Here is a 25271-nt window from a genome sequence, read left to right as displayed (position 1 = left end):
ACGAAGGAGGGGGCAGCTCACGGCTCTCCCCTTACGCTTCCCCTTCACTCCTCATGCCGGCGGCGGATGGTGGCCGGGCGGCCGGGGAGGGTGAGGCGGGCGTTGTTGCGGGGGCGCTCGGCCACGACCTTGCCTTTGGAGACAACCGCCAGCCGGTCAGGCCGCAGGCGCAGGGCTTCCACCGGGTTGCCTGCATCCAGCACCACCAGCGAGGCCTTGCAGCCAGGCGCAAGGCCATAGCCTTCCAGATTGAGGATCTTCGCGTTGTCTTCCGTCACCATGCGGAAGCAGCGGGCCATCTCTGCCGGATGGGTCATTTGCGCCACGTGCAGGCCCATGAAGGCCACGTCCAGCATGTCGGCGGTGCCAAGCGAGTACCACGGATCAAGCACGCAATCCTGGCCCCAGCCTACGGTGATGCCGTGCGCCTGCATCTCCTTCACCCGCGTCAGGCCGCGCCGCTTGGGGTAGGTGTCGTGGCGGCCCTGCAGGGTGATGTTGATCAGCGGATTGGGAATGGCCGCCATGCCGCTTTCCGCGATCAGCGGCAGCAGTTTGGAAACGTAGTAATTGTCCATGGAATGCATGGAGGTGAGGTGGCTTCCAGCCGCCCGCCCGCCAAGGCCGTGGCGTGTCACTTCGGCGGCCAGCGTTTCCACGTGGCGGCTCATCGGATCGTCGGTTTCGTCGCAGTGCAGGTCCAGCATCAGCCCGCGTTCGGCGGCGATGCGGGCGAGATCCTTCACGGATGCCATCCCGTCTTCCATGGTGCGCTCGAAATGCGGGATGCCGCCAACCACATCGACGCCCATGTCCAGCGCCCGCAGTACATTCTCGCGGCCCGTCTTCGTGCGGTAGAGCCCGTCCTGCGGGAAGGCAACGAGTTGCAGGTCGAGATAAGGCGCGACCTTGCGCTTCACTTCCAGCATGGCTTCCACGCCGCGCAGGTGGTCCGGCGTCGTGTCCACATGGGTGCGGATGGCGAGAAGGCCCATGGATACGGCCCAGTCGCAATAGGTGAGGGCGCGGGAGACCATGTCCTCGACGCTGGCGATCTCACGCAGTTCGCCCCACAGCGAGATGCCTTCCAGCAGCGTGCCGGAGGCATTCACCCGGGGCAGGCCGTAGGACAGCGTTGCATCCATGTGGAAATGCGGATCGACGAAGGGCGGGGAGACGAGATCGCCCGTGGCGTCGATCACCCGTCCGGCATTGGCAAAGGCTGCGTCGTCGAGATGGCCTACTTCGGCGATGCGCTCGCCCGTGATGGCGATGTCGGCGGTGGTGCCATCGGGCAGGGTGCCGCCCTTGATGATGAGGTCGAACATCAGCGTTCCCCCTTGTTGAAGGGCTGCATCAGCGCTGCAGGCACTTCGGCCCGCCGGGACATGAGGATGAGCGCCAGAATGGACAGGATGAAGGGCAGCATCAGGAACACCTGATAGGGCACGATGGCGCCAAAGCCCGTTTGCTGCAGGCGCACCTGCAGCGCATCGAAGGCGGCAAAGAGGATGGCGCCCAGCACCGCCTTGCCCGGCTTCCAGGCGCCGAAGACGACGAGGGCGATGCAGATCCAGCCGCGCCCGTTGATCATCTCGAAGAAGAAGGACGAAAAGGCCGAGAGCGTCAGGAACGAGCCGCCGACTGCCATCAGGCCAGAGCCGAAGACGACCGCGCCCATGCGCAGGGCCGTGACCGAAAGTCCCTGTGCCTCCACCGCTGCCGGGTTTTCGCCCGCAGCGCGCACCGCAAGGCCGAGCGGCGTGCGGTAGAGCACCAGCGCGACGATCAGTGCCGTCAGGAAGGCGGCATAGGTGAGGGCGGTCTGGCTGAACAGCGCCTCGCCCACCAGCGGCAGGCTGGAAAGGCCGGGGATTGGCTGTGGCTGGAAGGGGTCAATCTTTGGCGGGCTTGTGACTTCCGGCAGCAGCAGGCGGTAGGCGAAATAGCTGGAGGACGTGGCCAGCATGGTCACGCCGAGGCCCACCACATGCTGGGACAGGCCGAAGGGCACGGTCAGCACCGCATGGATGAGGCCGAAGGCCATGCCGGCCATCATGGCCGCCGCAACGCCCCACCACAGCGGCGCGCCCATATAGACGGCCACCCAGCCGGTGAAAGCGCCGATGACCATGATGCCCTCGATGCCGAGGTTGAGGACGCCCGCGCGCTCGCAGATGAGTTCGCCCATGGTGGCAAAGATCAGCGGCGAGGCGATGCGGATGGCCGCAGCCCAGAGGCTGGCGGAGAGCAGGATGTCCAGAAGCTCGTTCATCCGCGCCTCACCCGGTAGCGTGTCAGAAGGATGGCCAGCACCATGAAGAGCAGCGCGATGGCCAGCAGCATGTCGGCGATGTAGGACGGCACGCTGGCGGCACGGCTCATGCTGTTGGCGCCGACGAAGATGCCGGCCACGAAGATCGCGGAAGGCACGACGGCGAGCGGGTGCAGCAGGGCCAGCATGGCAACGACGATGCCCGTGTAGCCAAAGTTGGCCGACAGATCGAGGCTGAGGTGGCCCTTGAGACCGGAGACCTCGCTGAAACCGGCCATGGCGGCAAGCCCGCCGGAGAGCAGGGCCGTCTTCACCAGCACCATATTGACCGGAATGCCGGCAAAGCGTGCGGCCTTCTGGTTGAGGCCGGTGGCGCGGATCTCGTAGCCAAGTGTGGTGCGGGTCTGGATGACCCAGACGGCAACGGCTGAAATCAGCGCCAGCGCAAAGCCCCAGTGCAGGCGCAGGCCCTCCATGATGCGCGGCAGGCGGGCATCCTTGGCCAGGGCGGCAGACTTCGGCCAGCCCATGCCCGCCGGATCCTTCATCGGGCCTTCCAGCAGATAGGAGACGAAAAGCAGCATGATGAAGTTGACGAGCAGGGTCGTGACCACTTCATCCACGCCAAAGCGGGTTTTCAGCAGCACCGGCGGCAGCAGCATGGCAGCGCCCGCCAGCATGGCGGCAACGGCCATGAGCGCCAGCAGGGGCAGTTGCGGCAGGCCGGTGACATGAGCGCCAATCAGCGCCGCAACAATGGCACCTGCATAAAGCTGGGCTTCCGCGCCGATGTTCCACAGCCGCGCCCGGAAGGCGACAGCAACGGCAAGGCCGGTGAAGATGAGCGGGGTTGCCCGGTTGAGGGTCTCCAGCAGGGCAAACTTGCTGCCCGCCGCGCCCTTGACGATGAGGCCCAGCGTCTGGAACGGATCAGCCCCGGCAATCAGCGCCAGCAGCGATCCGGCCACGACGGTGAGCACCAGCGCAAGGGCCGGAAGCCCCGCTCGGCGCAGCAGGCTGGGGTTGGCGACCGGCTCAAGCCGCATGGTCAAATCCTTGTCCGGTCATCCAGAGTCCAAGCTGTTCCGTGGTGAGGCTGCCGCGTGCAAAGCCAGGTGAAAGGAGGCCTTCATAGACCACGTGAATCACGTCCGACAGCCGCTGCACCTCGTCCAGATCCTCCGAGATCAGCAGCACGGCTGCCCCTGCATCGCGCGCGGCGATCAGGCGGGAATGCACGAAGGTGATGGCTCCGATATCGAGCCCGCGCACCGGCTGGTTGGCGAGGATCACATGCGGCCCCGGCTCCAGCACACGGCCCAGTATCAGCTTTTGCATGTTGCCGCCGGACAGCAGGCGGATGCGGGTGTCTGGCCCCGGGCAGCGCACATCGTAGGTGTCGATGATGTGCTGTGTGAAATATTCCGCCGCCGCCCGGTTCATCCATCCGGCGCGTGAGAAGGGGCGCTGGTGGTAGGTTTCCAGAATGGCGTTCTCGGTCAGGCTGAAGTCGGCAATGGTGCCGGTCTTGTGCCGGTCTTCGGGAATGCGGGCGATACCGGCGCTGACGGCAGCTTCCGGCGTCCAGCGCAGCGGTACGGTGCCTTCCACGTGAAGGCTGCCCTGATCCGGGCTGGCAAGCCCTGCCACCAGATCGGATATGTCCGTCTGGCCGTTTCCGGAAACTCCGGCAAGTCCGGTGATCTGGCCTGCCTTCAGCTCCAGCGTCACACGCTTGAGGCCCGGAGCGCCTTCCCGGTCCGGCGTTGACACATTGCGCAGGGCAAAGATGGTCCGGCCCGGCTTTGCGTTGGAGGGGGCAAGCTCGGGTACATCTCCGCCAACCATCAGCGCGGCAAGCTCGCGGGCGGAGGTTGCGGAGGTCTGGCGTTCGGCCACCACCTTGCCGTGGCGCAGCACGACGCAGCGGTCTGCCACGGCCATCACCTCATGCAGCTTGTGGCTGATGAAGACGATGGAAAGGCCGATCGCCACGGCGCGTTTCAGCGTCGCAAAGAGGGCATCGGTTTCCTGCGGCGTCAGGACGGCCGTGGGCTCATCGAGAATGAGAATGCGGGCATTGCGGTAGAGCGCCTTCAGGATCTCCACCCGCTGCTTTTCACCCACTGACAGGCTTGAGACGCGGGCATCCGGATCGACCTTGAGGCCGAAATCCTCGGAAAGGGCGCGGATGCGCTGGCGGGCGGCGCCAAGGCCGAGCGACAGGCGGAACAGCGGCGCCGTGCCCAGCACGATGTTTTCCGCCACGCTCAGGTGCTCGGCCAGCGTGAAATGCTGATGCACCATGCCAACGCCTGCCGCAAGCGCAGCACGCGGGCGGCCCGGCGGCAGCTCCTTGCCGAAGACCTCGACGGTGCCCTCATCGGCGGTGTAATGGCCAAAGAGGATGTTCATCAAGGTCGTCTTGCCAGCACCATTTTCCCCGAGCAGGGCGACGATCTCGCCCCGGTTCAGGGTCAGGCTGATGCTGTCATTGGCGGTGAGGGCACCAAAGCGCTTGGTGATGCCGTCGAGGCGCAGAACGGTCTCCTGCGCCTCCTTGTCAGATGTGCTCACGAGGATTTGGGCTCGTCATCATTGATGGTGACGGTGAAGCTGCCATCCTTGATCGCGGCTTCCCGGACCTTGACCAGATCCATGGCGGCGGCGGGAACCTTGCCCTCGAAGGTGCCGAGCGGGGCGAGCGAGCAGCCGCCTTCCTTCATGAAGGAATAGACGCCATAGTCCTCCGCCTTGAAGCTGCCTGCGGCAACGGCCTCGATGGCCTTGTTCAGCGTCGGCTCGAAGTGCCACAGGGCCGAGGCCACCACGGTTTCCGGATAATCGGACTGGGTGTCGATCACGTTGCCGATGGCCAGCACGCCGCGCTCCTTTGCCGCATCCGATACGCCGAAACGCTCCGCATAGAGCAGGTCGGCGCCGCCGTCGATCATGGCGAAGGCGGTTTCCTTGGCCTTTGGCGGATCAAACCAGGAGCCGATGAAGCTGACCTGGAAGGTGGCATCCGGGCGGGTTTCCTTGACGCCGGCCATGAAGGCATTCATCAGCCGGTTCACTTCCGGAATGGGGAAACCGCCGACCATGCCGATCTTGCCGGACTTGGTCATGGCACCGGCGATGATGCCGGAGAGGTAGGATGCGTCCTGGATGTAGTTGTCGAAGACGGACAGGTTGGCGAGGCTCTCTTCCGGCTTGAAGGACGAGCCCATCAGGAAGGCGGTTTCCGGATAGTCGGCGGCCACTTCACGGGCTTCCTGCTCCACGCCGAAGATCTCGCCGGCGATCAGCTGTGCGCCGCCCTCGGCATATTCGCGCATCACGCGCGGATAGTCGGTGTTGCTGGTGTTCTCCGAGAATGTGTACTCGATGAGACCAGCCTTCTTCGCGGCTTCCGCAGCGATATGAATGCGGCTCACCCACTGCTGCTCGACGGGAACCGTGTAGATCCCGGCAACCTTGAGCGGTGTCTGCGCAAATGCAATCCGGGGCAGCAATGCGCTGCCTGCAAAAGCTGCGCCTGCGCCAAGAAGAAGGCCGCGGCGGCTGACGTCAAAACTGGATCTGCTCTTCATCTGGAGTTCCTTCTGTCGCTGTCCCTGCTTTTTGACCGGATGGTAAGGCGTTCAAAACTGTGCCTGCAAGATGAATATCGAGGCATGCCGTTTTGAACGTCACTTTCGTGTCTCAACCCTGTCATGTTTCACGAGTCGGCTTTCGAGTCCATCACCGGCAGGGCCTTTTCCGCCTCGAAAAACAGGCTTTGCTCCGCGTCAAAAAAACCTCTTGAACCTCTAGCCGCTAGAGGTGCTAGCCCTTGATCATGACCTGAAATGCCCGTTCGTTGGGCAAGGAGATAACCATGAGCAAGCATGAGGCGGTTTCTACCCTTGAGTGGACCGTGACGGGCATGGACTGCGGGTCCTGCGCGGGCAAGATCAAGGGCGCGGTGGAGCGCCTGCCGGGGGTAAGCGCCGTCGAGGTGGCTCTGATGAGCGAGCGGTTGCGCCTGCAACTGGATGAAAGCCAGACCGGGCGGCAGACCGTGGAGAAGGCCGTCAGTGCCCTTGGCTTCGGCATCAGCATGAAAGTTCCGGGCGCCGAAGGGGATGCGGACAGGGGTGCTGCCTGCTGCGGGCATGAGCATCACGATCACAGCCCTGCTCATGACCATGATGATGAGCATGAGCAGCACCACGATCATGCCCATGGGGGCGTGCACGGCCACAGTCATGAGGATGAAAAGCCGTTGGCTGATGGCGGCCGCCGGGCGTGGCATCAGACGGGCAAGGGGCGGCTGGTCATTCTGACCGGCGGGCTGCTGGCTCTGGCCTGGGCCGCGCATTTCGTGTTGCCGCCGCAGGTTGGGGCCTGGGTCTTCACCGTGGCCTGCGTCATCGGGGTTGCGCCTGTTGCCCGGCGCGCCTTTGCCGCCCTGGCGGCCGGAATGCCCTTCACCATCGAGATGCTGATGACCATTGCCGCCGCCGGTGCGCTGGCGATCGGGGCGGCGGAAGAGGCGGCGCTGGTGGTGTTCCTCTTCGCCGTGGGCGAAGTGCTGGAGGGCGTTGCCGCCAACCGGGCGCGCGATGGCATCCGGGCTCTGGCAGGCCTGGTGCCGAAAACCGCGCTTCTGGAAACGGACAGTGGAACGCGGCAGGTGGCGGCGGAAAGCCTTGTTCCGGGGCAGTTGGTGCTGGTGCGGCCTGGAGATCGCATTCCCGCTGATGGCGTCATCCGCTCCGGCATCTCCGGCATTGATGAAAGCCCGGTGACGGGTGAGAGCGTGCCGGTGACCAAGGGCGAGGGGGCGGATGTCTTTGCCGGTTCCATCAACACCGAAGCCGCCCTCAGCGTTGAAGTGACGCGTGCGGCGGCGGACAACACCATTGCCCGCATCATCAAGCTGGTGGAGGAGGCGGAAAGCGCCCGTGCCCCGACCGAGCGCTTCATTGACCGGTTCAGCCGCTACTACATGCCTTTCATCGTGCTGCTGGCCGCCACGGTCGCCGTTGTGCCGCCGCTCGGGTTTGGCGGGGAGTGGAACACCTGGATCTACCGGGCCCTGTCGCTGCTCCTGATCGGCTGCCCCTGTGCGCTGGTCATTTCGGTGCCGGCCTCCATTGCCTCGTCCCTGTCTGCGGGCGCACGCCGTGGCCTCCTGATGAAGGGCGGTGCGGTGATCGAAGCCATCGCGCAGGTGAAGACGGTCACCTTCGACAAGACCGGCACGCTGACGGCTGGCCGCCCGCAGGTGGTGGATGTGGTTCCCTTTGGCAGCGTCGATGTGCTGGACGTGATCTCTGCTGCAGCCTCCGTCGAGGCCGGGTCGTCGCATCCGCTGGCGAAAGCGATCCTCACCCGTGCGCAGGAGACCGGCGCGAGCGTTCTCCCCTCATCCGGGGCGCGGGCCATGGCTGGGCGCGGTGTCGAGGCACTGGTCGCAGGAGAGTTGCTGCAGGTGATCTCCCCGCGCCATGCCAGCGAAACCGGCCTGCTGCCGCAAGAGGCGGCGGCGCAGGCGGAACGTCTGGAAGGCGAAGGCAAGACGGTGGTCTGCGTCATCCGGGCCGGAAACCTTGCCGGACTTGTGGCCCTGCGCGATGAACCGCGGGAGGACGCCCGCGAGGCGATCGGCCAGCTGGAACGGCTGGGGGTTGGTGCCGTCATGCTGACGGGGGACAATGCCCGCACGGCGGCTGCGATTGCCTCCGGTCTTGGCCTCACGCAGCGCGCGGAGCTGATGCCGGAAGACAAGGTGCGTGAAGTGCGTGCGCTGGCTGCCTCCGGCGGGGTGATGATGGTGGGCGACGGCATCAATGATGCGCCGGCGCTCGCTCAGGCTTCGGTGGGTGTAGCCATGGGCTCGGGCACGGATGTGGCGCTGGAGACGGCCCATGCGGCTGTGCTGCGCGACAGGGTGACGGATGTGCCCGCCCTCATCCGCCTTGCCCGCAAGGCGATGGGCAACATTCACCAGAACATCACCCTCGCGCTGGGCCTGAAGGCGGTGTTCCTCGTCACCAGCATTCTCGGCATCACCGGCCTGTGGCTGGCGATTCTGGCAGATACGGGCGCAACGGTGCTGGTGACGCTCAATGCGCTCCGGCTTCTGGCCTACGATCCGGCGAAGGAGGGCTGAGCGCGGACTTGCCTGCTTCATCAACCGGAAAGCCAACCTCCGGTGATGAAGCAGGCGGCTGTCTGTTTCAAAAAATGCAGGCGTAGCTTGCATGTGTGGGCAAAGGCCGGTTAGTTAGGCCCATTCAAGTTGAGGGCAGCGGCTGTGCTGCTTTCCGGTCATCGGGATAAGACGAATGAACTTCAAGCTGGCTTCCACTCTTGCGGGTGCGGCACTGTTGGTTTCTGCAGGCCTGGCAATGGCTCAGACGGCAGGCAGTCTGCCTTCCGGCGCTTCCTCCATCAAGGAAACCTTCGACGACTGGACTGTGACCTGCCTGTCGGGTGAGGGCGGCAAGCGCTGCGCTGTTTCGCAGCAGCAGCAGGATCAGCAGACCCGCCAGATGGTGCTTCTGGCCGAGTTCGCTCCGGCAGCCGACGGTGCCGTCAACGGCACTCTGGTTCTGCCTTTTGGCCTCAACCTGGATGGTGGCGTCAAGCTCACCGTCGATGATCAGGAAAAGGGCACGGACGCCCGTTTCCAGACCTGCATGCCCGTTGGCTGCGTGGTGCCGCTGACCCTCAGCAAGGATACGGTTGCCGCGATCCGCAAGGGCAACGTGCTGAAGCTTGGCGTTCAGGCCGTTGCAGGCAATCCGCTGAACCTGCAGGTCTCGCTGAAGGGCTTCTCCGCCGCGCTCGACCGTTCGGCCGCGCTGCTGAAGTAAGATCCCGTCTCAATGAAAAGCCGGGCTGCGGCGTTCCGCAGCCCGGCTTTTTTGTGTCTGGTGGCAGGCCTCATACCAAGGCTTTCGATGCTGACGCATCACGCCTTGAAAATGCTCAAGCGCCGCACGGGCTTGACCAGTTTTCGATGAGTCGAACTCATCGAGAGCCCGTATCAGGCTGCGGCCAGTTTCTGCCTTGCCTTGATCTGCAGGAACACCACCGGCAGCAGCAGGATGATGCCTGCTGCCATGGTCTCAAGGCCCGGCGAGATGAACAGCAGCGAGACGATGCCCGTCCACCAGCGCTCCTGCTTGCGCATCGGCGCGATGAAATAGCCGGAGAAGGCCACGCCAAGGCAGGCAATGCCGAGGGCCGCGCCCGTGAGCGTGATGGCAAAGGCGGACCAGGTGAAGTCTGCATTCACCAGCAGCAGCGACGGCGAATAGACGAAGACAAACGGCACCAGCGCCTTGGCGATGCCGAGGCGGAAGGCGGTGTTGCCCGTCTGGAACGGGTTGGACCCGGCTATGCCCGCCGCCGCATAGGCCGCAAGCGCCACCGGTGGCGTGATGTCGGCCAGAACCCCGTAGTAGAACACGAAGAAATGGGCGACCAGCGGCTCCACCTGCTGCACGGCAAGGGCCGGGGCGGCCACAGCGACCAGAATGATGTAGGTTGCGGTGGTCGGGATGCCGGCGCCCATGATGATGCAGGCGACGGCGATCAGGATCAGCGAGACAAACAGGGTCCACTGGCCTGCGGTGAACAGCGACAGCGGCCACAGGGAGCCCAGGGTTGCCCCGATGTCGCCAGCGGTCTGGACGATGACATAGCCGATGCGGAAGCCGACGCCCGTCAGCGTCACCACACCCACGACGATGCCGACAGTGGCTGCCGCAGCGCCCACCGCGAGCGTGTTGCGGGCACCGGCGGCCAGCGCATTGTAGAGATCCTTCAGGTTGAGCCGGTCAACCGGGTTCAAGACGCCGACGACGACACAGGCGATGATGCCATAGACGGCGGCATAATCGGGCGTGCGGCCGGAGAGGATCAGATAGACCAGAATGATCAGCGGGATGACCGACAGCCAGTGCTGCTTCAGCACGATGCCGAGCTTCGGCAGTTCATCTTTCGTGAGGCCGCGCAGGCCGAGGCGCTTGGCTTCCAGATGCACCATGACGAGAATGCCGAAGTAATGCAGCAGCGCCGGGAACAGGGCTGCGGCCAGTACGTCGCGCAGCGGGATCTGCAGATATTCCACCATGATGAAGGCGGCTGCACCCAGAATGGGCGGGGTTATCTGCCCGCCGGTGGAGGCGGTGGCTTCCACGGCGGCGGCAAAACGGGCCGGATAGCCGACGCGCTTCATGGCCGGGATCGTCAGGGCACCGGTCGTCACCGTGTTGGCGATGGAGGAGCCGGAGATGGTGCCCATGAAGGCGGAGGAGAAGATGGCGACCTTTGCCGGGCCGCCGGAATAACGCCCGGCCAGCACCATGGCCACGTCGATGAACAGCTGGCCGAGGCCGATGCGGGTGGCCAGCACGCCGAAGACGATGAACAGGAACACGTATTTCGCCATCACGCCGATGGCGATGCCGTAAATGCCCTGATTGGTCATGTAGAGGTGGTTGATGAGGCCCAGCCAGGAGGTGCCGCCATGTTTCAGCGCGCCGGGCATCCAGGGGCCGAACAGGGCAAAGCCCATGAACAGCAGCGCGATGATCGGCAGCGTCGGGCCGACAGAGCGGCGTGTCGCTTCCAGCGTCAGCAGCACCAGTGCCGAGCCGAAGAAGATGTCCTGCGTGGACGGATTGCCGACGCGCATGGCCAGCGTCTGCGCTGATTGCAGTGGCAGGTACATGGCGGCGGCCACGCCCAGGAGCGCCAGAACGATATCAAGGACTGCGACGCCCTCGATCCGGTACCTGTTTCCTGGCTGCTCATGTCAGCGTTCCATGGGAAAGAAGCAGGGCGTGATAGGGGGCTGACGCGGGAGAGCCGGGCGGCTGCCCGGAATCGCATCATGAGGAAAACTCTATCAGGTTTGAACAGAACTGCACCGGCAAATCTGCCGGTGCTCCGTTATCCTGGACGGCGATGCTTGCCCGCCTCAGGCCGCATTTCCCTTCAGGCGGGCGGCAAGGCTGTGGATGTGGCTGGCGCCGATGCCGCAGCAGCCGCCGACGAGGGTGGCGCCGGCGTCGACCCAGTCGCAGGCAAAGCCGGTGTAGCGGTCGCCGGTCAGGTCAGCGCGGGTGCCGTGCAGGGCCTCGTTGGCCGCGCCGTCATCGGTGTTGCTTTCAAAGGCATTGGCATAGACGCCGAGATCCAGCTTCACGCCCTTGGCGGCGAAGACGGCTGAGGCGGCCTTGATGGCGCTGGCCATGATCTCCGGCTTGGCACAGTTGAACAGAAGCGCTGCCGCGCCCGAGCCTGCGGCCCATTCGGCAGCTTCCGTCACAGTTTCCCCGCCGCGCAGCTTCGGGTTGGCGATGGCCGCTTCCGTGTCTGCATCTTCCAGCGTGAAGGACACCCAGAAGGGGCGGTTGGTGCCCTCGGTGGCAATGCGCACGGCTTCGCCCTCGGCAATGAGGCTCAGGGTCTCGCCCAGCCACACATCTGCATAGGGACTGAGTTCCTCGACTAGGACGGAGAGATAGTCCTGCACGCGGGCGGGATCGAAATTCTGCGGCTCGTAGGAGCCGAAGATGGGCGGCAGGCCGCCGGCGACCAGCACGCTGCGCGCGGTTTCGGCGTCTGCCGCTTCACGGGCAAGGCGGCCGGAAAGGGCGATCAGGGCACGGCCTTCCTTCGCAAAACGCTCTTCGCCGATGTGGTAGGGCACCAGCGCGTAGCTGTTGGTGGTGATGACATCGGCGCCGGCGGCGATGAACTCCTCATGCACCTGCCGCACGATGCTGGGTGTGTCGATGAGGGCAAGGGCCGACCATTCCGGCTGCTTCAGCTCGGCGCCGAGCCGCACCAGTTCGCGGCTCATGCCGCCGTCGAGGATACGGATGTTGCTGGCCATGGGATGCTCCTTTGCGGGTTCGGGGGCTGCAGGGCTGCGCCGTCAGCGGCGCACGGGCACCTGTGCCTCCACATGCTTGAAAATGCGGGTGAGGATGATGGTCAGGCCCACATAGAAGAGCGTGACCACGATCAGCGGTTCATAGACGAGCAGCGTATCCTGCCGCACCTTGTAGGCAACCGCGTAGAGATCCATCACCGTGACGGTGAAGGCGAGCGGTGTTGCCTTGAGCTGCAGCACGATTTCGCCGGTGATGCTGGGCAGGGCAGTGCGTATGGCACGCGGCAGCCAGATGCGCCGCAGCAGCAGGAAGGGCGTCATGCCGAAGGCGCGCCCGGCTTCCAGCTCGCCCTTGGGCACGCTCAGCAGCGCGCCGCGCAGGATCTCGGCCTGATAGGCGGCGTGGTTGAGCGTGAAGCTGACGGCGGCGAAGAAGAATCCCTCGCGCAGGATAGGCCACAGGAAACTGCCGCGCAGGCCCGGCACCATCGGCAGCAGCGAGCCAACGCCATAATAAAGCAGCCAGAGCTGGATCAGCAGAGGTGTACCACGGAAGAAGCCGCAATAACCGCGCGCCAGCAGCCGCAGCCACAAGGGGCCGGACACCTGCGCGAGCGCCAGGCCAATGGCGAGGACGAAGCCGATGCTGACGGAAATGCCGAGAAGGGCAACCGTCTGCCAGGCGCCGGACAGAAGCAGCGGGGTGTATTTGGCCAGCCAGGAGAAATCCATCCGCTCCTCCTATGCCCGGCCGTGGGCCGGCTGGCCCCGGCGCGCGCGCCGCTCCAGCAGGTTGAACACACGGGTGGAGACAAGGCTGATGATCAGATAGAGCACCGCCGCCGCCGCGAAGAACAGGAAATACTGCTTGGTGTTGCCCGCCGCGATGCGCGTGGCCAGCGCCAGCTCCTGATAGCCGACAACGGCAATGAGGGCGCTGTCCTTGGTGACGGACATCCACAGATTGGCAAGGCCCGGCATGGCGTTGGGGATCATCGCCGGCAGGATGATGCGGCGGAAGCGCAGGGAAGGGCGCATGCCGAAGGCCGCAGCCGCCTCGATCTGGCCAATGGGTACCGCCTGAATGGCGCCGCGGAACACCTCTGTCATATAGGCGCCCTGGACGATGCCGAGCACGGCAACGGCAGCGACGAAGCCGTTCACCTCGATGGTGGGCAGTCCGATGGCGGTGAGCAGCCGGTTCAGGCCGTCGGTGCCGGCATAATAAAGGCCGATGATCAGGATGAGTTCGGGAATGGCGCGGATGGCGGTGGTGTAGCCATCGAGCAGGGCAGAGGTCACGCGCCCGCCCTTGAGCTTGCCCCAGGCCCCCAGCAGCCCCAGCACCATGCCGGTGAGGTAAGCGCCGAGCGAAATGGCGATTGTCGACGCAGCCCCGGCCAGCAGCACACCGCCCCAGCCGGGAGGCGAGGGTGCCAGAAGCTCAAGATAGGTCAGGTTCGCCATGCTGCCTCTGGGACAATCCAATAAAGTCTTTGGCCTGCGGCCTTTGCCCCAATGGGGGATGTTCATTTCGGACCGTCAGCCAGGCACCAACTCCTCTCCCCCCTTGAGGGGGAGATGCCCCCGAAGGGGGCAGAGGGGGGTAACGGACTGCCCGTCTATTCAAGAGTGGCCGTGCCGTGCTGAGGCGCTGGCCCCCCCCTCTGTCTGCTGTCGCAGACATCTCCCCCTCAAGTGGGGAGAGGGGTGCTGCGGCCTGTTTGCACATACCCAGCTACTCAGAAAAGGCCGGAAGAGGCGCTGACGCCAATCCCGGCAACTTCATTTCCTGCAGATCACTCGCCGTAAGGATCGAACGAGAAGTACTTGTCCGAGATTTCCTTGTACTTGCCGCTGGCGCGTACGGCGGCGATGGCGGCGTTCAGCTTGGCCTGAAGTTCCGTGTCGTCCTGACGCAGGCCGCCGCCGATGCCGGAGCCCAGCACGGCCGGATCATCGGCCACGTTGCCCTTGTCCTCGCAGCAGCTTTCGCCGTAGCTGGATTTCAGGAACTCTTCCAGCGGCATGGCATCGCCGAACACATAGTCAATGCGCCCGGCGGCGAGGTCCTGGAAGGCCTCATCGAGGGTGGCATAGGTTTTTTCTTCTGCCTTGTCCTTGAAGTACTTGGCATAATAGTCGGACTGGATGGTCGAGACCTGAATGCCGATGATCTTGCCCGCGACGTCATCCGGGCCTGCACCCATGATGCCGTCCTTGGCGCCGATCAGCTTGCTGGGCGTGTTGTAGTACTTGTCCGTGAAGGCAATGGTCTTCTTGCGCTCTTCGGTGATGGACATGGAGGACCAGATCACGTCGATCTTCTTGGCCTGCAGGCCGGGGATCAGCCCGTCCCAGGCGATGTCGACGATGGAGCACTGCTCCTTCATTTCCTCGCAGACGGCATCCATCAGGTCGATTTCCCAGCCCACCCACTTGCCGGAGGCATCCTTGGTGAAGAAGGGCGGATAGGGCTCGTTCATCACGCCGAAGCGCAGCTCGGCGGAGGCGGAGACGGAGCTTGCCGCAAGCGCGGCGCCGGTGAGGAGAATGGACAGAAGCTTCTTCATGGTGTTTCCCCGTTTATGCTGTGATTGGTTTTCAGTGTCTCAATGAGGCGGTGAATTCGCGGCAGCGGACGCTTTCCGGCGCGCCGAACACCTTCTCCGGCGTGCCTTCCTCTTCCACGCGGCCCTGATGCAGGAACATGACGTGGCTGGAGACATCCCGGGCGAAACTCATCTCGTGGGTGACGAGCACCATGGTGCGCCCTTCGGCGGCCAGATCGCGGATGACCTTCAGCACCTCGCCGACAAGCTCCGGGTCCAGCGCGGAGGTGGGCTCGTCGAAGAGCATCACCGAAGGTTCCATGCACAGGGCGCGGGCAATGGCGGCGCGCTGCTGCTGGCCGCCCGAAAGAAACGCCGGATAGGCATCGCGCTTGTCATGAAGGCCGACCTTGGCCAGCAGCGCTTCGGCCCGCTCCACGGCCTCGCGCCGGTTCTGGCCCAGCACATGCACCGGCGCTTCGATGACATTTTCCAGCACCGTCATGTGCGCCCAGAGATTGAAGTTCTGGAACACCATGGAAAGCCCGGTGCGCAGGCGCTCGATCTGGCGCCAGTTGGCCGGATGCAGGCGGCCATGCCGGTCCGGCTTCAGGGCGACTGCCTCGCCATTGACGACGAAGCGGCCCCGGTCAGGTTGTTCCAGAAAGTTGAGGCAGCGCAGGAAGGTGCTCTTGCCCGCTCCCGATGAGCCGATGAGGGAGATCACGTCGCCCTTGCGGGCGGTCATCGAAATGCCTTTCAGCACTTCGTTGGGGCCGTAGCTCTTGTGGACATCCTCCACCTCAAGGGCAAAGGCGGGCTCATGCGTCATGGGCAGCCGTTCCGCGTTGTTTCAACCGCCTGTTAGCCCGGTTTTGCCAGCTTGCCAATTGGCATGCGAATGTTTGGGAAAGATATTTCCTTTGGAAGGCGGGAGGCAGAGCTGCTGTTTTGCTGAGGCTTGACGGAGACGGAGAGACACCCAGCGTCAAGAACGGTTCACCCCGGATCATGCACGCATGTCCGGGGTGAGGGAGAGGCATCAGGTCAATCCGTGGCCCGCTCTCACACAATCCCCCCGCCAGCGCCGGAAACTGCTGGCCGGACCTCTGCGGCGCGGGCGCGGTAGCCGGAGGCGCGGTAGGTGGAGACGGGGTCGATGGCGCCGCCCGATTCCAGACGGGCCATGGCGAGGATTGGTTCCACATCGGTGCGGAAGGCGGTCTTCAGCGTGGTGGTGGCCATCAGCGCGTCGTTGCTGTCCTGGAAGCCGTCGAGGGCCTTGCGGTCCACCAGCAGGGCCTGCGCATAGGCGCGCTGCACCTCCATGGCGCTGACCATCAGGCTTTCGATCGGGTCGGTGACATTGTGCGACTGGTCCAGCATGTGCGAGGGGGCAAAGCCCGGCGCCTTGCGGGTTTCCGCGTCCACCAGCTCGTTGAAGACGAGGAATAGCCGGTAGGGATCGACCGAGCCGGTGTCGAGATCGTCATCGCCATATTTGCTGTCGTTGAAATGGAAGCCGCCCAGCTTGCCGAACTGGATGAGGCGGGCGACGATCATTTCGATGTTCACGTTGGGCGCATGGTGGCCGAGATCAACGAGGCAGAAGGCCTTGGGGCCCAGCTCCTGCGCGATGAGATAGTTCGTGCCCCAGTCCTGCACCACGGTGGAATAGAAGGCGGGCTCGTACATCTTGTGTTCGGTGAAGAGCCGCCAGTCCTCCGGCAGGGCGGCGTAGATCTGCCGGGCTGCTTCCAGATAGCGCTCGAACTGGCGGGTGAAATGCGACTGCCCGGGGAAGTTGGAGCCGTCGCCGATCCACACGGTCAGCGCCTTCGAGCCAATGGCGCGGCCAAGCTCGATACATTCGATGTTGTGCTCCACCGCCTGCGCACGGGTGGCAGCATCCGTGTGGGAGAGGGAGCCGAACTTGTAGGAATGGGCCTGTCCGGCCTGATCCTGGAAGGTGTTGGAGTTCATGGCGTCAAAGCCGAGGCCGAGGCTGTCCGCCTTGGCCTTCAGGTCTGCCGGATCGGCCTTGTCCCAGGGAATATGCAGGGAGACGGAGGGCGTTGCCCGGGTCAGCTGCTGGATGACGCCGCAGTCTTCCAGCTTGTCGAAGATGTGGCGCGGCTCGCCTGCGCCGGGGAAACGGGCAAAGCGGGTGCCGCCAGTGCCGACACCCCAGGACGGCACGGCAACGCCATAGGCGGCAACCTTCGCCTTCACCGCGTTGATGTCGATGCCCCGGCGGGCGAGCCGCTCGCCAAGGCTGTCATAGTCGCGCGCGAGGTCCGCTTTGCGGGCGGCATTGTCCTTCTCAAGGACATCAGAACCGATCATCTGGGTCATGAATGGCCTCCGTCAGCGGGTGAAGGACTGGACGTTGCCTGCGTCCACGTTGATGATGTTGCCGGTGGACTTGGCGGAGGCTTCGCTTGCGAAGAAATAGGTGGCCTCTGCAATATCCTCGGGCAGCACGGAGCGCTTCAGCAGCGAGCGCTGGCGGTAATGCTCTTCCAGATCCGCCGTGTCCTTGCCATAGGCCTGTGCCCGTTCCTTCAGCCAGTCGCCCGACCAGATCTTGGAGCCGCGCAGCACTGCATCCGGGTTGACCACGTTGACGCGGATGCCATCCGGCGCCCCTTCCAGCGCAAGGCAGCGCGCGAGGTGGATTTCCGAGGCCTTGGCCGTGCAATAGGCGCTGGCGCCGGGAGAGGCGGCAAGGCCGTTCTTGGAGGCGATAAAGACGATCGAGCCGCCAATCCCTTGCGTCTTCATCACCTTGAAAGCGCTGCGGGAAACAAGGAAATAGCCGGTCGAAAGGATCGACATGTTCCTGTTCCACAGCTCGAGGCTGGTTTCCTCGATGGGCGCCGAGGAGGCGATGCCCGCGTTCGACACCAGAATGTCGATGCCGCCGAATTCGGTGCAGGCTTCCGCATAGGCCCGCTCCACGGCGTCCTCGCTGGTCACATCCATGACAACCGTGCGCACCACGTCGCGGGAATGGCGGGCAGCCAGGCGCTCTGCGGTCTGGGCGAGGGAATTGGCGTCGATATCGGCCAGCACCACGCAGGCGCCTTCGCTCATCAGCCGCTCCGCCGTTGCCGAGCCGATGCCGCCAGCTCCGCCGGTGACGAAGGCGACACGGCCGGCAAGGCTCTTCGGCCTGGGCATGCGCTGGAGCTTGGCTTCCTCAAGCAGCCAGTATTCGATGTCGAAGGCTTCCTGCTCCGGCAGGCCGCAATAGGTGGAAACGCCGGAAGCACCGCGCATCACGTTGATGGCGTTGACGTAGAACTCGCCCGAGATGCGGGCCGTGGCCTTGTCCTTGGCGAAGGTGATCATGCCGGCGCCCGGCACCAGATAGACAACGGCGTTGGGGTCGCGCAGGGCGGGGCTGTCCGCATGCTTGCAGCGCTCGTAATAGGCCGTGTAGTCCTGCCGGTAGGCAGCAACCGCATCCGGCAGGCCCTTGAGCACTGCGTCCACATCCGGGTTTGCCGGATCAAGCTTCACCACCAGCGGGCGGATCTTGGTGCGCAGGAAGTGATCCGGGCAGCTCGTGCCCAGCGCCGCGAGGGCTTCCATGTCTTTCGCGCAGACGAATTCCAGCACCGCATCGCTGTCGTCAAAGTGGCCGGCCATGTGCTGCTGGCCGCTGACCATGCCGCGGATGGCGGGCATCAGGCGGGCGGCAATGGCGCGGCGCTGATCACGCGGCAGGATGGCGTGTTTCTGCCCGCCGAAAGCGGCCTTGCCGGACAGCTTGCCCTCGAACCACGCCATCGCCTTGTTGATGATTTCGATCGTCGTCTCGTAGCAGGTGCGCGCATCATCGGCCCAGGTGAAGAGGCCATGGCTTTCCAGCACGACGCCGCGTGCTTCCGGATTTTCGAGGCAGAACTTTTCCAGCCACAGGCCCAGTTCATAGCCGGGGCGCTTCCACGGCAGCCAGCCTATGTCCTTGCCGAAGATCTCTTCCGTCAGCGCCTTGCTGTCCTTCGAGGCGGCAATCGCGATGATGGCATCCGGGTGCATGTGGTCCACGTGCTTCTTCGGCACATAGGCATGCAGCGGCGTATCGATGGAGGCGGCACGCGGATTGAGGTTGAAGGTGCAGTGGGGCAGCAGGCCCACCATCTCGTCCTCGAAGGCGACGCCCCGGTAAATGCCCTTCAAAGCCCGCAGCTTGTCCATGTAGAGCGTGGCGAAACCGTCGAGCTTGATTGTGCCCACATCGCCGCCGGAGCCCTTGACCCACAGCACTTCCGCCATTTCGCCGGTCAGTGGATCCTTTTCCATGACCTTGGCGGATGTGTTGCCGCCACCGTAGTTGGTGATGCGCTTGTCGGACCCGAGCAGGTTCGAGCGGTAGAGCAGGCGGCCGGATTCGGTCATGGCCGAAGCCTTTGCCTCATCCCACAGGTTTGCGAGCCGGGAACCGGCGGCGGAATCAGTCATGTAGTCCTCCCGAGAGTGAGCCGGAGCCAGGCCAGCTTTTGACCGGAGACTTGCCGTGATATGTCTTGTTGTCAATCAGTTTCAATCATGATCGATCAAAATTGACGCTGCATTGCAGCAATATGACGAATCGTGATTGACACTGCTCGAATTTGATGGAAGCCTGAGCGGGACATCGGGAGGAATGCATGCACGAGAAAGAGCGCCACAGGATCATCTTGTCCGCCGTTCAGGACCGTCCGGTCGTGACTGTTGCGGAACTGGTGGCGCTGACCGATTCCTCGGAAGCGACCATCCGCCGGGACATCGCGGCGCTGCATGTGCAGAAGAAGCTGCGCCGGGTGCGCGGCGGGGCGGAATCGATCACGCCGCCGCAGTTCGTCGGGCTGGCGGGCCGTCCCTTCAGCGTCAACGAGGCGATCAACGCGCAGCAGAAGCGGGCGATTGCCCGTGCGGCGGTGGAGCTTTGCACGGATGGTGACGCGATCATCATCAACGGCGGCACGACCACTTTCCAGATGGTGCATCCGCTGGCGAGCAAGCGCATGCAGATCTTCACCAATTCGTTCCCGATTGCCGAGCACCTGCTTAAGCATTCGAAGAACACGATCATCCTGTCCGGCGGGGTGATCTACCGGGAGCAGAACATCATCCTGAGCCCCTTCGACAATGACGTGACGCGCAATTTCTATGCGCGGCGCATGTTTATGGGGGCGCAAGGGCTGGGGCCGCTTGGGCTGATGGAGGCGGATCCGCTTCTCATCCAGGCGGAGCAGAAGCTGATCGGGCAGGCGGATGAACTGGTGGTGCTGGCGGACTCGTCCAAATTCCGCAGCCGCTCCAGCCTCATCCTGTGCCCGCTGGACCGCATCACCACGGTGATCACCGACGAGGGCATTCCAGACAGCGCCGCCCAGATGCTGGAGCAGGCAGGGGTGCAGGTGATTGCAGCGCCCGTCGAGGCAGCGCAGGCAAGCGCCGCCGGCGGGGGCTGACGAAACAAAGATTTCTGACCGGCGGGAGGAACAGCCGGTGGAATGACTGGGAGGAAGACAATGACATTCATGAAGACGCTTCTGGCGGCGACTGCTGTTGCCGCGCTCGCATTCTCCGCTCCGGCCCATGCCGAAACCAAGCGCATTGCGCTGGTGGTGAAGGCGCTGGGCATCGGCTTCTTCGAGGCGGCCAACAAGGGCGCGCAGGAAGCTGCCAAGGAACTGGGCGATGTGGAGATCATCTACACTGGCCCGACCGGCACCACGGCTGAAGGCCAGATCGAGGTGATCAATGCACTGATCGCCCAGAAGGTGGATGCGATTGCCATCTCGGCCAATGATCAGGACGCGCTGGTTCCGGCCCTGAAGAAGGCGATGGACCGCGGCATCACCGTGATTTCGTGGGACTCGGGCGTGGCGCCGGAAGGCCGCCAGCTGCATCTCAACCCCTCGTCCAATCCGCTGATCGGCAACATGATCATCAAGCTGGCGGCAGATCACCTGCCGGAGGGTGGTGATGTGGCCGTTCTGTCGGCCTCTGCCACGGCGACGAACCAGAACATCTGGATCGAGGAGATGAACAAGGTCAAGGACAAATACAAGGGCATCAATGTGGTGGCCACCGTCTATGGCGATGACCTTGCCGACAAGTCCTACCGTGAGGCCCAGGGCCTGATGCAGACCTATCCGAACCTGAAGGCGATCATTGCCCCGACCTCCGTCGGCATCGTTGCGGCGGCGCAGGCTGTCACCGATGCGGGCAAGGCTGGTCAGGTCAATGTGACGGGTCTCGGCCTGCCGTCCGAAATGGCCGGTCACATCAAGTCGGGTGCCTCCAAGTCCTTCGCCATCTGGAACCCGATCGACCTCGGCTATGCCGCCACGGTGCTGTCCTACAACCTTGCCACCGGCAAGGCCGAAGCCAAGCCCGGCGCGCAAATTCCGATGGGCCGCATGGGCACGCTGAAGCTGGATGACAGCAACACGGGCGCGATGGCAGATCCGTTTGTCTATGACAGCTCCAACATCGATGCCTTCAAGGACATTTTCTGAGACCTCCCAGGCCTCAACATGTGCCCGGCCCGTGACACGCTGTGTGATTGGCCGGGCACCGTCCGCGACCCTGATGAAACATCACACATGACGCCGGGATTGCACGTCCCGGCATAACCGGGGCATTGCCATGCTTGCCAACTTCCCGGATCAGCCGGGTGCCGCCTTGCACCCGGCCAGCGTAAAGGACCATCCGGTTCTTTCGCTGACCGGCATTTCCAAGTCCTTTCCGGGCGTCAAGGCGCTGTCGGGCGTGTCGCTGGATCTCTATCCGGGGCAGGTGACGGCGCTGATCGGGGAAAATGGTGCGGGCAAGTCCACCATCGTCAAGGTTCTGACCGGCATCTACCAGCCGGATGCGGGCGAGATCCGCGTGGACGGCCAGCCGGTGGCCTTTCCCGCAGCTGAGGCGGCCGCAAAGGCCGGAGTGACGGCGATCCATCAGGAAACCGTGCTCTTTGACGAGCTGACTGTGGCAGAGAACATCTTCATCGGCCATGCCCCGCGCAGCCGCTTCGGCCTCATCGACTGGCGCAAGATGCGCCAGGAGGCGCGGCGCCTGCTGGAGCGGATCGGCGCACAGATTGAACCGGACGTGCAGCTGAAGGACCTCGGCATCGCCAGCCGCCATCTGGTGGCCATTGCCCGGGCGCTGTCAATTGACGCCCGCGTCGTCATCATGGACGAGCCGACGGCGGCACTGTCGCACAAGGAAATCGAGGAAACCTACGAGCTGGTGGACCGGCTGAAGGCGGAAGGAAAGGCCATCCTCTTCATCAGCCACAAGTTCGATGAAATCTTCCGCGTGGCTGACCGTTACACCGTATTCCGTGACGGGGAATTGGTGGGCGCAGGGCATATCCGCGATGTGCGCGAGGGCGATCTTGTGCGCATGATGGTGGGCCGCCCGGTGGATCAGGTGTTCCCCAAGCGCACCCCGAAGCTGGGCGATGAACTGCTGAAGGTGGTGGGCTATGCTCATCCGACCGAGTTCGAGGACATCAACTTCACCCTGCGTGCCGGTGAAATCCTAGGCTTCTACGGCCTTGTCGGGGCCGGGCGCAGCGAGTTCATGCAGGCGTTGTTCGGCATCACGAAACCGTCCAAGGGCGCGATCCGCATTGATGGCGAGGTGGCGGTGATCCGCTCCCCCAATGCGGCCATCCGGCAGGGCATCGTCTATGTGCCGGAGGACCGGGGCAAGCAGGGGGCGGTGAAGGGCCTGCCGATCTATCAGAACGTGACCTTGCCGTCTTTGCAGGCCGTTTCCCGCAAGGGTTTTCTGAAGATGGCGGAAGAGTTTGCGCTGGCGCGGGACTACACCCGCCGGCTGGACCTGAGGGCTGCTGCGCTCGATCAGGATATCGGCCTCCTCTCGGGCGGCAACCAGCAGAAGGTGATCATCGCCAAATGGCTGGCGACCCGGCCCCGCGTCATCATTCTGGACGAGCCGACCAAGGGCATCGACATTGGCTCAAAGGCGGCGGTGCATGAGTTCATGGCGGAACTGGCGGCCGAAGGGCTCGCGGTCATTCTCGTCTCGTCCGAGATTCCGGAGGTGCTGGGCATGTCCGACCGGGTGATCGTGATGCGCGAAGGGCGGATTGCCGCCGAATTCGAGGGAGAGGCGATGACGCCGGAAAATCTGGTCCGGGCCGCTGCCGGGATCGAGGAGGGCCACGCATGAGCATCCGTCTTTCCCATGGCCGCGAGCTGGTGCTGGCAGGCGCAATGGTGGCGCTGACCGGGCTGATCGCCTCGCGCTTTCCAGGCTTTGTCGCGCCCGGCAATCTTGCCAGCGTGTTCAATGACACCGCACCGCTGATCATTCTGGCGCTGGGGCAGATGGCGGTGATCCTGACCCGTTGCATCGACCTGTCGGTGGCGGCCAACCTGGCGCTCACGGGCATGGTGGCGGCGCTGGTCAACACCATGATGCCGGATCTGCCGGTGCCTCTGATCATCCTCCTGTCCATCACGCTGGGAGGCGGGCTCGGGCTGATCAACGGGCTGCTGGTCTGGCGCCTGTCAATCCCGCCAATCGTGGTGACGCTGGGCACGATGACCATCTTCCGGGGCATCATCTTCCTCATTTCCGAAGGGCGCTGGATCAACGCGCATCAGATGAGCGATGCCTTCAAGGCCTTTCCGCGCACGGTGGTTCTGGGCCTGCCGGTACTGTCCTGGATAGCGATTGCGGTTGTCACCGGCTTTGCCGTTCTGGTCACCCGCACGGCGCTGGGCCGGGCCTTCCATGCGGTGGGCGGCAATCCGCATGCGGCGCAATATGCGGGCATCGATACGGGCCGCACCCAATGCGCTGCCTTCGTGCTCTCCGGCGCGCTGGCGGGGCTCACCGGCTATCTTTGGGTTGCGCGCTATGCGGTCGCTTATGTGGATATTGCCGCAGGCTTTGAATTGGATGTGGTGGCGGCCTGCGTCATCGGCGGCATTTCCATCGCCGGCGGCGCGGGCAGCGTGGCAGGCGCGGTGCTGGGGGCGCTGTTCCTCGGCATCATCAAGAACGCACTGCCGGTGGTCAATGTCTCGCCCTTCTGGCAGCTCGCCATCTCCGGCTCGGCCATCCTGATTGCAGTGGCGGTCAATGTTACCCAGAACCGGCCGAAGGGCCGGGTCATCCTGAAAGCGGCGGAGCATACGGCATGACATCCGTTTCCCTTCAAACGCCCGGCTCTGGTTCCGGGGCGCCCGGCGGCGGGCGGCAGATTCCCGACCGGCTGCGCAGCCCGTTGCAGCGGATTGCGACAAGCTGGGAGCTGATGCTCTTCGGTGTGGCGGTGGCCATCTTCATTCTGAATGCGCTGGCCTCTCCCTATTTCCTTGATCCGTGGAACCTGTCGGATGCCACGTTCAACTTCACCGAAAAGGCGATGATCGCCTTTGCCATGGCGCTGCTGATCATCTCCGGCGAGATTGACCTGTCGGTCGCCGCCATCATCGCGCTGTCTTCCACCGCCATGGGCTATGCGGTGCAGATGGGGGCCGACACGCCCACGCTGGTGGCCATCGGCCTCGGTGTCGGGCTGCTGTGCGGGGTGGTGAACGGCGCACTTGTCACGGGTCTGGGCCTGCCGTCGATTGTCGTCACCATCGGCACCATGAGCCTCTTCCGCGGCATCTCCTATATCGTGCTGGGCGACAAGGCCTTTACCGGCTATCCGGTGTCCTTCGCCTGGTTCGGGCAGGGCTATGTCTGGTGGGTGATCTCCTTCGAGCTGGTGCTCTTTGCCATTCTGGCTGTTCTCTTCGGCCTGCTGCTGCATGCCACCACCTTCGGCCGGGCGGTCTATGCCATCGGCAACAATCCGGTGGCGGCGCTCTTTTCCGGCATCCGGGTGGCGCGGGTGAAGTTTGCCCTGTTCCTGCTCACCGGCCTCATGTCCGGCGTTGCCGCCGTGTGCCTCACCTCGCGGCTCGGCGCGACGCGCCCGTCCATTGCCTCGGGCATGGAACTGGAGGTGGTGACCATGGTGGTGCTGGGCGGGGTCAGCATTCTGGGCGGAGCAGGCAGCATCGCCGGGGTCGTCATCGCGGCGCTGGTGATGGGGCTCGTCACCTTCGGTCTCGGTCTTCTCAACGTGCCGGGCATCGTCATGTCGATCTTCACCGGCCTGCTGCTGATCGGCGTCATCGCCCTGCCGCGCCTTGCCCGCCAGATCCTGCAGCGCCGCAAGGGAGCGTGAGATGGAGAAATATGCCTTCAAGATGAAGCTCAATCCCGGCATGGAGGCCGAATACCGCCGCCGGCATGACGAGATCTGGCCGGAGCTGTCCGCCCTGCTGAAGGAAGCCGGCATCCGCGACTACTCCATCCATCTCGACCGGGAGACGAATATCCTCTTCGCCGTGATGTGGCGCGAGAGCGCCGAGAAGGTGGCAAGCCTTCCGGCGTCGCCGGTGATGCAGCGCTGGTGGGCGCATATGGCCGATATCATGGAAACGAAGCCGGACAACGAGCCGGTGGCGATTGCGCTCGAAACCGTCTTCCACATGGACTGACCCGG

21 protein-coding genes are annotated in these 25271 nt (G+C 64.2%); 8 read left to right on the top strand and 13 right to left on the bottom strand.

Annotated features, from left to right (window positions below; all coding sequences use genetic code 11):
* Positions 1–44: 44 nt before the first annotated feature.
* The 5 genes from H163_RS0115680 to H163_RS0115660 are packed head-to-tail and all read right to left on the bottom strand — an operon-like array spanning position 45 to position 5868.
* A complete protein-coding gene (locus H163_RS0115680; protein ID WP_208975422.1) occupies positions 45–1331 on the bottom strand; it encodes an amidohydrolase family protein in 1287 nt (428 codons plus the stop codon).
* Positions 1328–2275 (bottom strand): ABC transporter permease, encoded by a 948-nt coding sequence (locus H163_RS0115675; protein WP_019965552.1) that lies wholly within the window; start codon positions 2273–2275, stop codon positions 1328–1330. The genes H163_RS0115680 and H163_RS0115675 overlap by 4 nt, the downstream gene beginning before the upstream one ends.
* Positions 2272–3321 (bottom strand): ABC transporter permease, encoded by a 1050-nt coding sequence (locus H163_RS0115670; protein WP_019965551.1) that lies wholly within the window; start codon positions 3319–3321, stop codon positions 2272–2274. The genes H163_RS0115675 and H163_RS0115670 overlap by 4 nt, the downstream gene beginning before the upstream one ends.
* The gene (locus H163_RS0115665) at positions 3311–4852 is read right to left on the bottom strand and encodes an ABC transporter ATP-binding protein (RefSeq protein WP_019965550.1); all 1542 of its coding nucleotides are present in this window, start codon (positions 4850–4852) and stop codon (positions 3311–3313) included. Before H163_RS0115665 ends, H163_RS0115670 begins: the two co-directional genes overlap by 11 nt.
* A complete protein-coding gene (locus H163_RS0115660) occupies positions 4849–5868 on the bottom strand; it encodes a BMP family protein (protein ID WP_019965549.1) in 1020 nt (339 codons plus the stop codon). Before H163_RS0115660 ends, H163_RS0115665 begins: the two co-directional genes overlap by 4 nt.
* A gap of 287 nt (positions 5869–6155) precedes the next feature.
* On the opposite strand from H163_RS0115660, the gene H163_RS0115655 reads away from it, so the two are divergent.
* Both H163_RS0115655 and H163_RS0115650 read left to right on the top strand, forming a co-directional pair.
* A complete protein-coding gene (locus H163_RS0115655; protein WP_026355920.1) occupies positions 6156–8435 on the top strand; it encodes a heavy metal translocating P-type ATPase in 2280 nt (759 codons plus the stop codon).
* A 175-nt stretch (positions 8436–8610) separates the two neighbouring features.
* Positions 8611–9141: an invasion associated locus B family protein gene (locus H163_RS0115650; RefSeq protein ID WP_019965547.1), complete on the top strand. Its 531-nt coding sequence runs from the start codon at positions 8611–8613 to the stop codon at positions 9139–9141.
* A 173-nt stretch (positions 9142–9314) separates the two neighbouring features.
* Here H163_RS0115650 and H163_RS23005 read toward each other — a convergent pair whose 3' ends face one another.
* From H163_RS23005 to H163_RS0115610, 8 genes are all read right to left on the bottom strand, one after another.
* Positions 9315–11063 (bottom strand): TRAP transporter permease, encoded by a 1749-nt coding sequence (locus H163_RS23005; protein ID WP_081626047.1) that lies wholly within the window; start codon positions 11061–11063, stop codon positions 9315–9317.
* A 192-nt stretch (positions 11064–11255) separates the two neighbouring features.
* Positions 11256–12176: a homocysteine S-methyltransferase family protein gene (locus tag H163_RS0115640; protein WP_019965545.1), complete on the bottom strand. Its 921-nt coding sequence runs from the start codon at positions 12174–12176 to the stop codon at positions 11256–11258.
* Positions 12177–12218: 42 nt separating this feature from the next.
* On the bottom strand, positions 12219–12908 hold the full coding sequence (locus tag H163_RS0115635) for an ABC transporter permease (protein ID WP_019965544.1): 690 nt from the start codon (positions 12906–12908) through the stop codon (positions 12219–12221).
* A gap of 9 nt (positions 12909–12917) precedes the next feature.
* Positions 12918–13643 carry an ABC transporter permease gene (locus H163_RS0115630; protein WP_019965543.1) on the bottom strand — a complete coding sequence of 242 codons (726 nt, stop codon included), beginning with the start codon at positions 13641–13643 and terminating at the stop codon, positions 12918–12920.
* A 332-nt stretch (positions 13644–13975) separates the two neighbouring features.
* Positions 13976–14749 (bottom strand): transporter substrate-binding domain-containing protein, encoded by a 774-nt coding sequence (locus H163_RS0115625; RefSeq protein ID WP_019965542.1) that lies wholly within the window; start codon positions 14747–14749, stop codon positions 13976–13978.
* 31 nt (positions 14750–14780) lie between these two features.
* Positions 14781–15560: an ABC transporter ATP-binding protein gene (locus H163_RS0115620; RefSeq protein ID WP_019965541.1), complete on the bottom strand. Its 780-nt coding sequence runs from the start codon at positions 15558–15560 to the stop codon at positions 14781–14783.
* A gap of 233 nt (positions 15561–15793) precedes the next feature.
* The gene (gene rhaI / locus H163_RS0115615) at positions 15794–17083 is read right to left on the bottom strand and encodes an L-rhamnose catabolism isomerase (protein ID WP_019965540.1); all 1290 of its coding nucleotides are present in this window, start codon (positions 17081–17083) and stop codon (positions 15794–15796) included.
* A gap of 12 nt (positions 17084–17095) precedes the next feature.
* On the bottom strand, positions 17096–19198 hold the full coding sequence (locus H163_RS0115610; RefSeq protein ID WP_019965539.1) for a bifunctional rhamnulose-1-phosphate aldolase/short-chain dehydrogenase: 2103 nt from the start codon (positions 19196–19198) through the stop codon (positions 17096–17098).
* A gap of 188 nt (positions 19199–19386) precedes the next feature.
* Between H163_RS0115610 and H163_RS0115605 the strand changes: the two genes are divergently transcribed.
* From H163_RS0115605 to rhaM, 6 genes are all read left to right on the top strand, one after another.
* Positions 19387–20193, top strand: a complete 807-nt coding sequence (locus tag H163_RS0115605) for a DeoR/GlpR family DNA-binding transcription regulator (protein WP_019965538.1) — start codon at positions 19387–19389, stop codon at positions 20191–20193.
* A 60-nt stretch (positions 20194–20253) separates the two neighbouring features.
* The gene (gene rhaS / locus H163_RS0115600) at positions 20254–21246 is read left to right on the top strand and encodes a rhamnose ABC transporter substrate-binding protein (protein WP_019965537.1); all 993 of its coding nucleotides are present in this window, start codon (positions 20254–20256) and stop codon (positions 21244–21246) included.
* 130 nt (positions 21247–21376) lie between these two features.
* Positions 21377–22933 carry a sugar ABC transporter ATP-binding protein gene (locus tag H163_RS0115595; protein WP_019965536.1) on the top strand — a complete coding sequence of 519 codons (1557 nt, stop codon included), beginning with the start codon at positions 21377–21379 and terminating at the stop codon, positions 22931–22933.
* The gene (locus H163_RS0115590; protein WP_019965535.1) at positions 22930–23913 is read left to right on the top strand and encodes an ABC transporter permease; all 984 of its coding nucleotides are present in this window, start codon (positions 22930–22932) and stop codon (positions 23911–23913) included. Before H163_RS0115595 ends, H163_RS0115590 begins: the two co-directional genes overlap by 4 nt.
* Positions 23910–24950 (top strand): ABC transporter permease, encoded by a 1041-nt coding sequence (locus H163_RS0115585; protein WP_019965534.1) that lies wholly within the window; start codon positions 23910–23912, stop codon positions 24948–24950. Before H163_RS0115590 ends, H163_RS0115585 begins: the two co-directional genes overlap by 4 nt.
* Position 24951: 1 nt before the next feature.
* Positions 24952–25266, top strand: coding sequence for an L-rhamnose mutarotase (gene rhaM, locus H163_RS0115580; protein WP_019965533.1), 315 nt, complete (start codon positions 24952–24954; stop codon positions 25264–25266).
* The last annotated feature ends 5 nt before the right edge of the window (positions 25267–25271 follow it).

This window comes from Pannonibacter phragmitetus DSM 14782, from assembly GCF_000382365.1.
Lineage (GTDB): Bacteria > Pseudomonadota > Alphaproteobacteria > Rhizobiales > Stappiaceae > Pannonibacter > Pannonibacter phragmitetus.
Note: the sequence above shows the minus strand (reverse complement) of the source record. Positions and strands in the feature narration are given on the sequence as shown.

What these genes read in the sequence shown, in the direction of transcription:
- H163_RS0115675 (WP_019965552.1), bottom strand. Translation starts at nt 2,275, where the DNA reads ATGAACGAGCTTCTGGACATCCTGCTCTCCGCCAGCCTCTGGGCTGCG.
- H163_RS0115670 (WP_019965551.1), bottom strand. Translation starts at nt 3,321, where the DNA reads ATGCGGCTTGAGCCGGTCGCCAACCCCAGCCTGCTGCGCCGAGCGGGG.
- H163_RS0115660 (WP_019965549.1), bottom strand. Translation starts at nt 5,868, where the DNA reads ATGAAGAGCAGATCCAGTTTTGACGTCAGCCGCCGCGGCCTTCTTCTT.
- H163_RS0115655 (WP_026355920.1), top strand. Translation starts at nt 6,156, where the DNA reads ATGAGCAAGCATGAGGCGGTTTCTACCCTTGAGTGGACCGTGACGGGC.
- H163_RS0115650 (WP_019965547.1), top strand. Translation starts at nt 8,611, where the DNA reads ATGAACTTCAAGCTGGCTTCCACTCTTGCGGGTGCGGCACTGTTGGTT.
- H163_RS0115640 (WP_019965545.1), bottom strand. Translation starts at nt 12,176, where the DNA reads ATGGCCAGCAACATCCGTATCCTCGACGGCGGCATGAGCCGCGAACTG.
- H163_RS0115635 (WP_019965544.1), bottom strand. Translation starts at nt 12,908, where the DNA reads ATGGATTTCTCCTGGCTGGCCAAATACACCCCGCTGCTTCTGTCCGGC.
- H163_RS0115630 (WP_019965543.1), bottom strand. Translation starts at nt 13,643, where the DNA reads ATGGCGAACCTGACCTATCTTGAGCTTCTGGCACCCTCGCCTCCCGGC.
- H163_RS0115625 (WP_019965542.1), bottom strand. Translation starts at nt 14,749, where the DNA reads ATGAAGAAGCTTCTGTCCATTCTCCTCACCGGCGCCGCGCTTGCGGCA.
- H163_RS0115620 (WP_019965541.1), bottom strand. Translation starts at nt 15,560, where the DNA reads ATGACGCATGAGCCCGCCTTTGCCCTTGAGGTGGAGGATGTCCACAAG.
- rhaI (WP_019965540.1), bottom strand. Translation starts at nt 17,083, where the DNA reads ATGACCCAGATGATCGGTTCTGATGTCCTTGAGAAGGACAATGCCGCC.
- H163_RS0115610 (WP_019965539.1), bottom strand. Translation starts at nt 19,198, where the DNA reads ATGACTGATTCCGCCGCCGGTTCCCGGCTCGCAAACCTGTGGGATGAG.
- H163_RS0115605 (WP_019965538.1), top strand. Translation starts at nt 19,387, where the DNA reads ATGCACGAGAAAGAGCGCCACAGGATCATCTTGTCCGCCGTTCAGGAC.
- rhaS (WP_019965537.1), top strand. Translation starts at nt 20,254, where the DNA reads ATGACATTCATGAAGACGCTTCTGGCGGCGACTGCTGTTGCCGCGCTC.
- H163_RS0115595 (WP_019965536.1), top strand. Translation starts at nt 21,377, where the DNA reads ATGCTTGCCAACTTCCCGGATCAGCCGGGTGCCGCCTTGCACCCGGCC.
- H163_RS0115590 (WP_019965535.1), top strand. Translation starts at nt 22,930, where the DNA reads ATGAGCATCCGTCTTTCCCATGGCCGCGAGCTGGTGCTGGCAGGCGCA.
- H163_RS0115585 (WP_019965534.1), top strand. Translation starts at nt 23,910, where the DNA reads ATGACATCCGTTTCCCTTCAAACGCCCGGCTCTGGTTCCGGGGCGCCC.
- rhaM (WP_019965533.1), top strand. Translation starts at nt 24,952, where the DNA reads ATGGAGAAATATGCCTTCAAGATGAAGCTCAATCCCGGCATGGAGGCC.